Source organism: Piscibacillus sp. B03 (genome assembly GCF_052246295.1).
Taxonomy (GTDB): Bacteria; Bacillota; Bacilli; order Bacillales; family Alkalibacillaceae; genus Piscibacillus.
Window position 1 is genome coordinate 76,482 of sequence record NZ_JBQQCO010000009.1, and the last position, 13,543, is coordinate 90,024.

Consider the following 13,543-nt stretch of genomic DNA (forward strand, 5'->3'; position numbering starts at 1 on the left):
CCTCTCTTATTTTCTTTTATAAAATGGCGTTGGAACTACTTTTGCTTGTAGCGTTCTCTTTCTGACTTTTATTTCAAGTAACTCACCTTCATTAGCTAATTCGGTCTTGACAAGTGCCAAGCCAACATTTTTACCTAAAGTCGGTGATTGTGTTCCTGAAGTAACAAATCCAACAGGTTCACCGCCTTTTAATACTTCATAACCATGACGAGGAATTCCTTTATCAATCATCTCAATACCAACTAATTTTCGTTTTGGACCATTTTCTTTCTGTTCTGCCAAAACTTCCTTACCAATGAAGTCTGCATCCTTTTTCACCTTAACGGCAAAATTTAAGCCGGCTTCTATTGGAGAAATATCCTTTGAAAGCTCTTGGCCATATAAAGCTAGATTTGCTTCAAAACGAAGTGTATCACGAGCCCCTAAACCTACAGGTGTCACACCAAATTCTTCACCCGCTTCAAGAATGGCATTCCACAACTCAATACCACTTCTTTCTTGATCTATGTAAATTTCAAATCCATCTTCGCCAGTATACCCCGTACGAGAAACAATTGCTGTATGGTTTACGCCTTTAAATGCTACGTCCTGTTTAAAACGGAAAAATTTAATGTCACTAAGATCCTCATCTGTTAGCTTTTGAAGAATCGTCTCTGCCTTTGGCCCTTGAAGAGCTAACTGAACAAATTGATTTGAAACGTTACTTACTTCAACTGAACCTTCTACATGTTTTTGAACCCATTCGAAATCTTTTTCTGTATTTGCAGCATTTACAACTAATAAATACTTCTGTTCATCTAGTTTATAGACAATTAAATCATCTACTGTACCACCGTGTTCATAACACATCATCGTGTACTGTGCTTGATTAATCGATAATTTTGATACATCATTTGTTAATAATTTTTGTAGGAAATTCTCGCTATCAGATCCTTCAACTAAAATTTCCCCCATGTGTGATACATCAAATAGACCAGCTTTCTCCCGAGTTGCATGGTGTTCATCTTTAATTCCAGTAAATTGAACTGGCATTTCCCAACCACCAAAATCAACTGTTTTAGTGTTATAAGCTGGATAAATAGGTGTACGTTTTAACTCTCCCATTGCTCATCCCTCCGTTTTTAAGCATTAAAAAAGAGAATACCAAATTAAAGCATTCGGAATTCTCTGTCCTGTCACCTGAAAGTTTCATAATACATAGAGTATTACTTGCATCTTTGGTGGCTCTAACTCGAGCACTCTCCAGAGTAGCGTCCGACAAGAGTCTTTTTGCCTGAGAGATTCATACGCTTTTCGTACTTGCTCCGTCGGCGCCACAATTGTGGTCTCTCCCCTTGTCATCATTCGCCTGATGATATTCTATTTTTTGTACATAATAATACTATACTTGTGTCACATTATAGCATATGTCTGCTAGTAGTGTAAGCGACATCATATAATTTAAGTCACAACTTTAAGAAATTTATTAACAAATAAAATAATACACTAAGTTCTCATAGAGAGGAGTTTAGACTATGAGTATAATCATTCATGATGATGACTTACAATCTCTTGACGAAGATCTAAATCAATTTGAAATAAGTGATTGGGATACGTTTAAACAAGCGTATAAAGTAAGTCAGATGAAGATGAATTCTAAAGACACATTAACTTGTATGCAACATTTACCTGGTTTAGAGTTAATGCCACACCAATTAGACGCTGTTCATAAAGTACTCCACCAAATGCATGGACGTGCCATTCTAGCTGATGAAGTTGGACTTGGTAAAACAATCGAAGCTGGAGTTATTCTTAAGGAATTAATGGTTAAGAACCTAGTAAAAAAAGTATTAATCTTGGTCCCCTCTTCTCTAATCAGGCAGTGGGAAATCGAATTGCAACAACGATTTTATATACCAGCAAGGGCTAAACACCGTTCTTATCCATGGTATGCATACGATGTTGTCGTTTCGTCAATTGATTTAGCTAAAAAAGAACCACATGCTAGTGAAATATTATCACAAGAATACGATATGATAATCATAGATGAAGCACATCGTCTTAAAAATCCTAAAACTCGTAACTATCAATTTGTTAAACAAATAAAGTCTACTTATTGTTTGTTATTAACTGCTACTCCCATCCAAAATAAGATTGATGAGATTTACTACCTTATGTCAATCGTAAGACCGGGATTACTTGGTGATAAACAATCATTTAAACAAACTGTTCGTAATGAAAGAAAAGAAGACAGTCAAGCCATACAAACGCTTGTCAAACAATCTATGATTCGAAACAGACGAGCAGAAACAGCTAATGAATGGACAAAAAGAGATATTAATACGATACGCGTGGACTTTACAGACGAAGAAATGGAGTTCTATAACACATTAGAATCGTTAAATGTGAATCACTCTTTTACAGCTCTAACGTTACAGCGTGAGATTTGTTCGAGTCGTGAAGCTTGTTATGAAACCATTAGACACTCTGACTGGAGTAATGATTTTAAAAAGGAATTAATGTCTCAAATTGAACAATTACCACATCATTCTAAAGCTTTAAAAACAGTTGAATTTGTAAAATCTATAAATGATAAGTGTATTATTTTTACAGAGTATAAGTCTACACAAATTTATTTACAGTGGTTATTACAACAAAATGGGATCTTTTCAGTTACATTTAACGGCAAATTCCGTAAAAGTAAAAAAGACTGGATGGTTCAACTATTTAAAAATAAAGCACAAGTGTTAATAGCAACTGATGCTGGTGGAGAAGGGTTAAACTTACAATTCTGTAACCATATGATTCATTACGATCTACCTTGGAATCCAATGAAGCTTGAACAAAGAATTGGTCGCATTCACCGATTTGGTCAAACAAAAGATGTCAATATTTATTATATGGTGCTTAATAATACGATTGATGAACGTGTATTAAACTTACTTTACGATAAACTTGATTTATTTAAAGATGTCATTGGAGAACTTGATCAAATCCTTAGTCAATTAGGTATAAATAGTCTTGAGGAGGAGATTGTAGATATTGTAAAAGATTCACGTTCTGAAAAAGAAGCTTCTATTAAAGTTGACCACTTATTCTCCGTTATTAGTGACAGTCAGGTAGAAAGGAATATAGCTAATGAATCAAGCTGAAATTCATGATTTCCTAGTGCAATTCTTTTACAAACGAAATGCCACAATTGAATATAATGACACTGGTATCCTTAAGGTGAAATTAACAGAAGAGTTAGATCAACGATTAATGAATCGCCCTTTTTACTGGCAATACGTTAAGAAACTCGGCTATAAAGGTGACCCCATGTCTGTTACATTTATATCTGATGAGAATAAAAAGGCAGAAAAAGGTGAGTGGATTCACTACGGATCACCAAGACTAGAGCAGCTCTTTCAAGTGATCCTAGAAGAGGGAAAATATACTGAACTGTTTGAACAAACACCCACTGAAGAACGCCAACCACTCCATCCCTGGTTTGTATGTAACTTAATGGTACGATATCAAGGAGCTTATACACATGATGAAATGGTCAGTGTTGGTGTCTATTTAATCAATGGGACAATGCGTTTTAAAATGATGGATGAATTACTGGACGAGGCATTTTCAAAAATAATTCCAGACTTAAGTTATAAAATCCCCCCCATTATCTCAAGTAAAAGAGCTGTAATGATGATTAATGAAGAAATCAAACATAGAATCAAGGAAAAATCATTATCTTTTGCCAAGCAATCAGAGGAAATATATCAGAAAGAAATGGATATGACCAACCAACTTTTCCAAGAACGTGAAGAGGAAGATGGTGAGTTATTAAAAGAAAATATAGAGAAACAAATTTATGATCGTTTATACCCAAAAGTGCATTTAAAGCTAATAAATTGTGGGCTGTTCTATATAACAGAAGCTCGTTCTAAAAAAATGATGTCTGTTCATTAAAAATTGCATTTTTAAGTTTTCTCACCGATTTTTCAACTTTTTATTATGAAAACGGTGAGAAAACTTAATTTTTTATTAGAGAAAAATAAATTTTTATAGGTTTTGACGTAACAATTTAACTATATTATAACTTTAACTGTGAAATGATTAGATTAACAGACTCACTAACTGATAATTCGTCAGTTTCAATGGTTAAATTAGACACTTCTTCGTAAAAGGCCTGTCTACGATTGAACAGCTCTAGACGTTTAACGTATGGTTGATTCCATAACGGACGAGATTGATCTCCTTCAAGTCTCTGATAAATAGTATTTAAGCTTGCTTTTAGAAACGTTGTATAATCTTGTTTTTTCAAGAAATCCCTATTTTGTTTTAACTCTACAATTCCCCCGCCAGTACTAATTACTTGATTATGTTGTATTACTTTATTTAAGATTTCAGATTCTAATTTTCTAAAATGACCTTCCCCATACAATTCAAATATTTTAGGAATGGTTAAACTTGTTTCTTCTTCAATCAGCTGATCTGTATCAACAAAAGGCAGGTTTAACCTATAAGATAACTCTTTACCAATTGTAGATTTTCCTACTCCCATGAAACCTATTAAAACTATTGAATTCATTTTATACACCTACTTTTGTAATTAAGGGGGATTGCCTAATGTTTTCTCCAGACAAATATTCATACAAAATGCTAAGTAAAGCGATCGATAAGTCAGCATCAGATATTCATTTTACTCCTAAAGATCATCACATTGAGGTCTACTTTCGTGTAAATGGTTATCGATGGTTTTATGAATCACTCTCTATGAAATCTTATCATAATTTGCTAAGGTTTTTTAAGTTCAATTCTGGTATGGACATTGCAGAAAAACGGTTACCACAAAACGGAACTATTTTACATCAAACAAAATGGCACAGTTATGATCTTAGGTTATCAACACTACCTACAAAAGTGACGGAAAGCTTGGCTATCCGTATAATTCCAAAAGATGTTTTCCCTAATATTGAAAGCTTATTTCTATTTCCTAATCAAGCGAAACACCTTTTAAACTGGATTAATCACCGAGCCGGAATGCTTCTGTTTACTGGCGCGACCGGGTCTGGGAAAACAACCACAATGTATTCTCTAATTCGAAAATCTATAGAGTTATATGGCTACCAAGCAATCACACTAGAGGATCCAGTTGAACAACAAGTAGATAATTTGCTTCAAGTACAAGTCAATGAAAATTCCGGATTCAGTTATGATGTCGGATTAAAAGCAGCCTTAAGACACGACCCTGACATTATCTTAGTAGGTGAAATTCGAGATGAAAATACTGCAAAATTTGCTTTTAAAGCTGCATTAACAGGGCACTTAGTATTGAGTACGATTCATGCAAAAGATGCATTCGGAACCATTTCTCGCCTTAAGGCTATGGGCCTATCAGATATCGATCTTCAGGAAACGATTATAGGTATAGCTTCGCAGCAATTATTGACAATATCTCAGCCATTTAAGCGACCGTCTATAAGGAGAGCTGCTATTGCGGAGATATTATCAGGAAAAGCCTTATCAAAAGCCATCGAAGGTGTTCCTCCGTCCCATCAAGAAGGTTACCAATCGTTTCAATCTTTAAGGAGGAAAGCTTATGCATTGGGATTTATTAAACAGACGTCATGAAAGTAGCATTAATCTAACTAAGCAAATACAATTTCTCGACCGATTATCAAAATTATTAAATAAACATTATCCATTAAAACAAGCATTAGAATTCATGCATTTCGATCCGCATCTTAATGAACTATCTAAAAAGTTCTCAATTTTATTACTTAGAGGACATCCGATTGATCAATGTTTTAAATTTCTACGCTTTAACCCTTTAGTTATCTCATATATTAAATTTTCATTAGAGTCTAGTCACTTCCATGAACATATTAACCACTGCACTCAGCTAATGAAATTAAGGTATGATCTACAGACGAGATTAAAGAAATCTTTAAGATACCCATTATTGCTACTTGTAATAAGTATCGTTTTATTTTTAGGCATGAGTTATTATTTGTTTCCCTCCCTTACCAAAACATTTGCTAATTTTGGACAAAATCAATCTATAATTTTTATTAATGCTTTAATATCTATTTTTAATTTAACTCTGATACTTATTTTGATATTAATCTTATCTGTTATAGTATTTATCTTTTATATTAAGCGCTTATATGTCGAAAGACGATTAACTCTTATTATGAAACTACCCATTTATCGTTACATCTATAGCTCGTTTATTAGCCTACAACTCTCTTATCAACTCTATGCGCTCCTTCATAGTGGGAAAAATATAAAAGAAGCTTTAATCTTACTAAAAACTCAAAATGAAATTGATACTGTAAAATACTATGCATCAGTAACACTTGAACAATTATCAAAGGGAAATAGTTTTTATGACTCTATTAAGGACCTTCCTTTAATACAAGAAGAAATGAAATGGCTTATTAGCAGAAGTGATGAACAGGGGACATTAAGCTACGATTTGAAACAATATTCTACTATATTACTCGAAACTTTCGAAGAACGTATTAAACAATTAATCATGTTAATCCAACCTATTCTTTATATTATTGTAGGTATTTTGGTGATTACTATCTATGCACTAACCATATTCCCTATTTATAAATTGATTCAACAAATATAAGGAGGAAAATTGAGATGTTCAAATCCGAGAAAGGTTTTACTTTGATTGAAATGTTGATTGTGTTAATGATTATTTCGTTTTTATTAATTTTAGCTGTTCCAAATATTACAGATTACAACAATACTGTGGAAGATAAAGGTTGTGAAGCTTATGAAGATTTAGTACGCAGTGAAGTGCAATTGTTCAAAATTAAGGAGGATCAATACCCTAGTGATTTAACTAACCTTTCTTCTATCGACTCTACAAGTGATAATGTATGCTTAGAAGGCGCATCAATTGTTAATGGTGAAGTTATTTTTAACAATGAATAGAGTGCGAGGTTATACACTAATTGAGACCCTAATTGTCCTTTTTGTCATCTCAGTTTTAATTACTATATCAATGAGTCGATATTATTTCGAGGACCATGAAGATCCACCAAAAGAATTCTTTCAACAATTTGAAAAAGATGTTTTCTATTCTCAACAGAAAGCTGCAACATATCAAATACCCATTTCTATTACGATAAATTCATCTGACCGTCAATATCTGATACACGACTCTACCCAACAGCCAAGTGTCATGACACAATCTTATCATCCAGATATTAGAATTTACTTATCAACATTGAAAAACCCTATAAGATTTAACACTGACGGTACTATAATTAATCCAGGCAAGATGGTGCTTTATTATAAAGATGAACAATACAATATTACGTTTCCGTTTGGAAAAGGAAGATTTTATGTTACTAAGGTGTCATAGAGGATATATTTTATTTGATTTACTACTTACATTGTCTTGTATTATCTTATTTACTTCGTTCCTCTTCCCCTCAATAAATAGTTTACTTAAATTACAGCATGATCATAATCAATATTTTTTAGCAGATGAAATGTACAATAAAATTTTAAAAGAAAATATTATAACAAAAGATTTTGATAGCGTTGATAACTCTATATTTTACAAAGATAAAAATTTCAAAATCGATCTTACACATTATAATGAACACGTTTTACTAATTTGTATAAACTGGGAAAATCATAAAAAATTAAAAGAGAGTATATGCCGTTATGTACCTACTTAATAATAAAGGAATTACCTTGCTTCCTCTTCTCATTTCAATTTCTTTTTTAACTGTTATTACACCTTTTCTAGTTCAAATGTTGAAGTTTGTATTATCAATCGAGCCGTTGTATGTTTCTACCGACTCAGAGTTAAGGCATGTGCATTTTCATATTCAAAGTGAACTGAATAAGTCCATTGACCAACAACTTGAAACAAATTCAATAACTTTTATTAACCATGACGGTTCAACTGTTAAATATGAGCTTTATCATAACCTTGTTAGGAGAAGAGTAAATGATACTGGTCATGAGATTATAATAAGAGATGTGAAAGAATTTAAAATGACTCCTTTAACAGAAGAAGCATTTATAATAACCATTTCGAAAGGAGAAAGGCAAACATTTGAAAAGATATATTTTAAACAAGTCTTTTACTAAGATAATCACAAAATCAAAAGAAGAATCAGGTATTCTCTTTCCTTACGCACTTACCATTATGTTAGTCGTATCATCATTTATACTATTATCTTGGCAAAATGAAAAAGATCAATTAAAGCATATACAATTATTAAACGATCAAGAAACTATTCAAAACCTTATCCAAATTGCTTTACATGAATTTTCATATACACTCGACACATTAGAGCCAAGTGATGTTAAACAGTCATTAAAATTTGATTATATGACCGGTTCAGTGGTTATTAACTATAACCTTTCATCTCAAAGTAAATTAAGATTAGAGTTAATTGTCAAATTAGCAGATCATGAAGAGCCTTCATATACTCACGTAACACATTGGAATGTATAAAAACTTATATAGATGTTATAATAATAATTGTAAATTGGGCCATAGCCAAGCGGTAAGGCAACGGGTTTTGGTCTCGTGATGCCCAGGTTCGAATCCTGGTGGCCCAGCTTATATTTTATTTAGGAAATACTTGTTAATGTACATAAAATGTTCATTTACATTTAATTTGGATTCATATATAATGTTTTTGACAACATTCCTGTAAAAGGAGGAAAAAAATATGCCACGAATGTTTCGAGTAATCGCGTTTTGGACAGGAATCTTTACGGCGATGTTCTACGCTGGTGGTATGATTCAGTTATCACTGTTATTCTTAGCGCAAACTGTTTTCTTTTTAGGAATTGGATACTTAAACCTTTCTGAACGTCTTTATATGTATATTTTTGGCGCGTACTTAACTGTTTTCATGGTGGGCTTCACTTACTATGTAACATTCCTTTTAGAACCTGGATTTGCGCACTAATTAAAGGATGGCTAACAACAGCCATCCTTTTTTATATTCTTTAATGATCGTCATAACCAAATTATTGGAGAAACGGATTATGATTCTTTTCCTTCTCAATTGTCGTGCTTGGACCGTGTCCAGGATAAACGACTGAATTTGCAGGTAATGTAAGAATTTTGTTTTTAATGTTTTTAATCAATTGATCATGTTGACCAAAAGGTAAATCCGTTCTGCCTATACTGCCGTTAAAAAGCGTGTCACCTGCGACAAGAGTTGAGTCTTCTTTAAACCAAAATGAAATACTTCCAGGTGAATGTCCAGGTGTATGAAACACGTCAAATGAGAAAGAGTCAATTTCAAAAAAACCTTCCTCAAGATAAAATTCTGCAGGTTCAGTACTATAGATTTCACCCACACCAAATAATTTAGAACCATTAAAGCTAGGATTTGTTAACCACTCTTTCTCTTCTGAATGCATATATACTGGTATATCATAGTTTTTCCTTAAAGGGTCAACAGCTCCAATATGGTCAAAATGAGCATGCGTTAATAAGATAGCAATAGGTTTAATATCTTGTTCTATAAAGTGCTGATCTAATATGTTATAATCTCCTCCTGGATCGATCACAAGGGCTTTCTTATCGCTCTCTATTATATAGCAGTTTGTTCCTAGAAGTCCTAATTCAAAATGTTTAATGTTCACAATTTTGTCCCCCTTTTAATAGGCTAATTTTACTTTATCACTCGACAGTATGATAATTTTTGTATAAAATATACTAGAGTATGATACGTTATAAATCAAGATATTAAATTAATGAACAACAAGTTTGATCAAGGAGGCAACAACTAAATGGTATTAGGAATTATTTTCTTATTTGTCGCTATCTTAAGCTTTATTGCCGTTTTTAGAGAACTGAAACGTCGTAATGTATTGGCTATTTTATTCGCAGGAGCTTCTGCTGCTGTATTCGGTTGGTTCTCAGTGATGACCATTTATTCTGAACTAATGAATATGCTGTAAATCTTAACTACAAACACGTTTAACGGCTAACATTAACTTGTTAGCCGTTTTTCTTTTGAATTTCTTCAAGATCAAGTAATTGCATATGTTCATTGTAGAAGAAACGATACATAATTAACGATACTATAATGGCACTGACTGAAACAGACGAAAATATGCTGATTGAAATGACTAACTGATATTTAATCGCAACAATCGGCTCAACTCCGCCTAAGATTAAACCGGTCATCATCCCAGGTAGTTGCACAAGTCCAATCGTTTTTAGTTGGTCAATATTAGGTATTAATGCAGCATTTAATGTCCGTCTAACAGAAAGATGAGATGCTTGTTTAGGAGTAGCGCCTAAAGATAAAGCAGCTAGTAACTTTCCTCTATTTGTGCTGAATTCAGCTTTCATTCTCTCCAGCGATAATCCCATGGCAACCATACTATTCCCTATTACCATACCACTCATCGGGATTACCTCTTCGGGTGTGAATGACACCATATCGAAACCTAGCCATAACGCTAATACAAAGACTTCTATTACAATAAGACCACCAAGTATGGTGATAAATACATTGGGTAGTTCTTTCCCTTTCTTTCTAGCATGAAAAGTAGCGATTGTAATCATAACACTCAACATAATAGGAATCCCTATTATAGGTTCCAAGTTAAATAAATAAGTTAAAATTATACCAATTAAAAATAATTGCAAAGCCCCTCTAACTGAAGACCAAACTATATCTTTTTTAAGGCCAAGTTGATAAAAATATGAAATGGTAAAAGGGATCATCACAAAGACGATTAAGACTAATAAAGAAAAATTTGAAACATCTCTATCCATAGCTGCCTCCTATTGGTTCGTTGTAAAACTTTTAAGTTCATTTGTTTTAGGATTCTCTAACATTTCAGGTAATGGTCCATCTTCAATAATTTGTCCATTCTCTAAATATATTCCCCTAGTACCTAATCGTTTAGCTTGCTCCAAATTATGCGTAACCATGATGACGGTTAAATCATTACGATTGATTAAATTAATAAGATCTTCTTCAATTCGTTCTATGTTTTGATCATCAAGTGCACTGGTCGGTTCATCTAGTAATAATACCTCAGGCTTGTTAGCTAATGTTCTAGCTAAAGACACACGTTGTTTTTCCCCACCTGACAGTTCGTCTATAGGCTTATCCAAATAAGATGCAGGTAAGTTTACATAATCTAATAGCTTCTTAACGTTATCTGGCTTCCATTCATTAAACAATTTAGGACCATACCCTAAATTATCTTCTACTGTTTCAGGAAACAAATAAGGCTGTTGTAATACTAATCCAACATTCTTTCTTAGTTTCGTGATGTCATGTTCACCTATATTCTGTCCATTATATTGTATCTCTCCCTGTTCGGGGTCATCTAAACGATTAAATAAATGAAGTAATGTCGATTTCCCGGAACCTGATGGTCCAAATAACATCACTCGTTCACCTTTTTCAATCGTCAAATTTACATTATTTAATATTCGTCTATTTACATTAGACATTTTAAACGTAATTTGGCTCATATTATATGTTCTCTCCATTTTCCAGAATATACCCACTCAGATATAAAGATACTAAAAAAAATGAGGCTGCTCAAGTAACAGCCTCATTGCTTATTCACCTTCTGCAGATTCTATAACTTCACCACGATCAAAATCATAGAAACGAAGTAGGTCACCATAAATCATTTCATCTGAATAATTTAATTCTTTAGTTGCAGCTTCTCGAATTGGGTCACAATTGACCTCTTCTACTGCTTCACCTGACTCATTGTCATAGCACATGCCTGCTGCATAGACATAATCGTTACCAATCACTCGCCCATCCCTAAAGGCAATAAAGTCTTTTCGATCTTCGGGCTGATCAAATAAATTGCTACCAAAACGAATGTCTTCATCTAATTCGATTCCAAGCATTTTTAATATTGTTGGTTTATAGTCAATTTGACCAGTTAAAGTTGAGATAGTCCTTGAATCATCATGTCCAGGAATGTGAATGATAAACGGAACTCGTTGGAGTTTTGCGTCCTCATAAGGCGTAATCTCTTCACCTAAATATTCGCCTAACTCCTCATTATGATATGAGGGAACTCCATAGTGATCTCCACCAATAATGAAGATGGTATCTTCATACAACCCTTCTTCCTTCATCGTTGCAAAGAATTCCTCTAAAGCCTCGTCAGTATAACGAACGGTTTGAAAATATTGATTTAATGTTACTGAATCAGATTCATATAGTGGTAAATTTGCTTCAGATTCAGGAATATCAAATGGAAAATGGTTTGTTAACGTAATAAACTTGGCATAGTAAGGGTCGTCTAATTCTTTTAGTATATCTACCGATTGATCAAAGAATATTTTGTCATTTAACCCCCAACCAATCTCATCTTCTTTTGTAAATTCATAGCTTTCTATATCAAAATATTCTTCATAGCCCAAAGTCTCGTACATAACATTGCGATTCCAGAAACTTGCATTATTTGCATGAAACACATAAGATTTATAATCTCTTTTATTATTTATAATTTCTGGAAGTCCATAATATTCATTTTGAGCGTGTGTAAAGAACGCAGCACTATTGGGTAATGGATAAAGACTATTGTCTAATAGAAATTCATGATCCGACGTTTTACCTAACGCTGTTTGATGATAGAAATTATCGAAATAGTAACTGTCCTCAATTAAATCGTTTAAGAATGGTGTAATCTCTTCACCATATACTTCTCGGTTAATGACAAACTGTTGAACAGATTCTGCAGCAATGTATACAATGTTTTTTCCTTCAGCAACATTTTCAATATCAATTTTTTGATTTGCATCCTTAGAGTCTTCCACTGTTTCTTTTACATACTCTTCAATTTCATTGAATTCTGATCCATCTGCAAACAGGCGTTTAGACTGCATCGAAGCAGTAATAAATGCATCATACCCATGAAATGTAAAGATACCTACGTTTTTAACTAAATATTCACGGTCAAAACCACGCTTAAATAACATTGGACGTTCAATCTCTGCTAAAACTAAATTTAGAATTACAACAGAAAGACTAACCGTCACAATACGTCGTTTAAACAGTTTAGAAAAAGTTTTCACAGGGAATGCTTCTTTTCTTGCTAAATAAAATATAAGAGCCACATCTAATATCAAAAATAAATCTTCGATGTGAATTAAGGAAATCATACTTCCACCTAAATCACCCACATTATTAACTTGCATTAATGTTGGAAGTGTGATGAAGTCAGTAAAATTGCGATAGTACATCAAGTTTGCAATTAAAATAAATGTCATCACAATAGTGGTAATATAAATAAACTTCTTCTGTCGTCTTTCTTTAAACCAAACTCCAATCGCAAAGACAAAGAAGCTAAAAGCAAATGCGTTTATAAATAAGATGATTTCCTGAAAAGCTGATTCAATTGATAAATTAAAATAAAAACGATAAACAATATAGGTTTTTAAACCAATTAACACTGCAGCTATTATAAATAGTGGTATTTTTTTAATACGTTCCATAAGATGAACCTCCAGTTTCTTTCTCTCCTTAACATTAGACGAGTGAAAGAAAGAAAAGTTTCACAAAATATATTATTAACAGATATATCCTTAAAT

The 13,543-nt window shown here is 33.0% G+C and carries 16 protein-coding genes, 1 tRNA gene and 2 riboswitches; of the genes, 11 read left to right on the forward strand and 6 right to left on the reverse strand.

The features are described 5' to 3' along the window. Positions 1-6: 6 nt before the first annotated feature. Positions 7-1,104, reverse strand: a complete 1,098-nt coding sequence (gene gcvT, locus ACTWQB_RS07925; RefSeq protein WP_443138656.1) for a glycine cleavage system aminomethyltransferase GcvT — start codon at positions 1,102-1,104, stop codon at positions 7-9. A 61-nt stretch (positions 1,105-1,165) separates the two neighbouring features. Continuing rightward, positions 1,166-1,248, reverse strand: a riboswitch (glycine riboswitch). A 3-nt stretch (positions 1,249-1,251) separates the two neighbouring features. Continuing rightward, a riboswitch (glycine riboswitch) is annotated at positions 1,252-1,344 on the reverse strand. Between the two features lie 170 nt (positions 1,345-1,514). On the opposite strand from gcvT, the gene ACTWQB_RS07930 reads away from it, so the two are divergent. Continuing rightward, a complete protein-coding gene (locus ACTWQB_RS07930; protein WP_443138657.1) occupies positions 1,515-3,131 on the forward strand; it encodes a DEAD/DEAH box helicase in 1,617 nt (538 codons plus the stop codon). After that, entirely contained in the window at positions 3,118-3,927 is an 810-nt protein-coding gene (locus ACTWQB_RS07935; protein ID WP_443138658.1) for a YqhG family protein, read from the forward strand. Before ACTWQB_RS07930 ends, ACTWQB_RS07935 begins: the two co-directional genes overlap by 14 nt. A gap of 124 nt (positions 3,928-4,051) precedes the next feature. On the opposite strand, the gene ACTWQB_RS07940 is transcribed toward ACTWQB_RS07935, so the two are convergent. Then, positions 4,052-4,549: a shikimate kinase gene (locus tag ACTWQB_RS07940; protein WP_443138659.1), complete on the reverse strand. Its 498-nt coding sequence runs from the start codon at positions 4,547-4,549 to the stop codon at positions 4,052-4,054. Between the two features lie 38 nt (positions 4,550-4,587). On the opposite strand from ACTWQB_RS07940, the gene comGA reads away from it, so the two are divergent. The 8 genes from comGA (at position 4,588) to ACTWQB_RS07980 (ending at position 8,918) form a co-directional block, all read left to right on the forward strand. Then, positions 4,588-5,592 (forward strand): competence type IV pilus ATPase ComGA, encoded by a 1,005-nt coding sequence (gene comGA, locus ACTWQB_RS07945; protein WP_443138660.1) that lies wholly within the window; start codon positions 4,588-4,590, stop codon positions 5,590-5,592. Next, a complete protein-coding gene (locus tag ACTWQB_RS07950) occupies positions 5,561-6,601 on the forward strand; it encodes a type II secretion system F family protein (RefSeq protein WP_443138661.1) in 1,041 nt (346 codons plus the stop codon). Before comGA ends, ACTWQB_RS07950 begins: the two co-directional genes overlap by 32 nt. A 14-nt stretch (positions 6,602-6,615) precedes the next feature. Then, the gene (gene comGC / locus ACTWQB_RS07955) at positions 6,616-6,912 is read left to right on the forward strand and encodes a competence type IV pilus major pilin ComGC (protein WP_443138662.1); all 297 of its coding nucleotides are present in this window, start codon (positions 6,616-6,618) and stop codon (positions 6,910-6,912) included. Then, a complete protein-coding gene (comGD, locus tag ACTWQB_RS07960; RefSeq protein ID WP_443138663.1) occupies positions 6,905-7,345 on the forward strand; it encodes a competence type IV pilus minor pilin ComGD in 441 nt (146 codons plus the stop codon). The genes comGC and comGD overlap by 8 nt, the downstream gene beginning before the upstream one ends. Positions 7,346-7,653: 308 nt before the next feature. After that, entirely contained in the window at positions 7,654-8,085 is a 432-nt protein-coding gene (locus tag ACTWQB_RS07965) for a ComGF family competence protein (RefSeq protein ID WP_443138664.1), read from the forward strand. A gap of 58 nt (positions 8,086-8,143) precedes the next feature. Then, a complete protein-coding gene (locus tag ACTWQB_RS07970) occupies positions 8,144-8,455 on the forward strand; it encodes a hypothetical protein (protein ID WP_443138665.1) in 312 nt (103 codons plus the stop codon). A 35-nt stretch (positions 8,456-8,490) separates the two neighbouring features. Then, a tRNA-Gln gene (locus tag ACTWQB_RS07975) sits at positions 8,491-8,562 on the forward strand. Between the two features lie 113 nt (positions 8,563-8,675). Beyond that, positions 8,676-8,918: a DUF2626 domain-containing protein gene (locus ACTWQB_RS07980; RefSeq protein WP_054752962.1), complete on the forward strand. Its 243-nt coding sequence runs from the start codon at positions 8,676-8,678 to the stop codon at positions 8,916-8,918. 61 nt (positions 8,919-8,979) lie between these two features. Here the strand turns inward: ACTWQB_RS07980 and ACTWQB_RS07985 are convergent, their stop codons facing one another. Then, positions 8,980-9,603 carry an MBL fold metallo-hydrolase gene (locus tag ACTWQB_RS07985; protein ID WP_443138666.1) on the reverse strand — a complete coding sequence of 208 codons (624 nt, stop codon included), beginning with the start codon at positions 9,601-9,603 and terminating at the stop codon, positions 8,980-8,982. A 147-nt stretch (positions 9,604-9,750) separates the two neighbouring features. Here ACTWQB_RS07985 and ACTWQB_RS07990 point away from each other — a divergent pair, with 147 nt between their 5' ends. Further along, positions 9,751-9,921, forward strand: coding sequence for a DUF2759 domain-containing protein (locus tag ACTWQB_RS07990; protein ID WP_443138667.1), 171 nt, complete (start codon positions 9,751-9,753; stop codon positions 9,919-9,921). Positions 9,922-9,961: 40 nt separating this feature from the next. Here ACTWQB_RS07990 and ACTWQB_RS07995 read toward each other — a convergent pair whose 3' ends face one another. The 3 genes from ACTWQB_RS07995 to ACTWQB_RS08005 form a co-directional block, all read right to left on the reverse strand. Further along, positions 9,962-10,747, reverse strand: a complete 786-nt coding sequence (locus tag ACTWQB_RS07995; RefSeq protein ID WP_443138668.1) for an ABC transporter permease — start codon at positions 10,745-10,747, stop codon at positions 9,962-9,964. Positions 10,748-10,756: 9 nt separating this feature from the next. After that, positions 10,757-11,458, reverse strand: coding sequence for an ABC transporter ATP-binding protein (locus ACTWQB_RS08000; protein WP_443138669.1), 702 nt, complete (start codon positions 11,456-11,458; stop codon positions 10,757-10,759). A gap of 90 nt (positions 11,459-11,548) precedes the next feature. Continuing rightward, a complete protein-coding gene (locus ACTWQB_RS08005; RefSeq protein WP_443138670.1) occupies positions 11,549-13,447 on the reverse strand; it encodes an LTA synthase family protein in 1,899 nt (632 codons plus the stop codon). Positions 13,448-13,543: the final 96 nt, after the last annotated feature.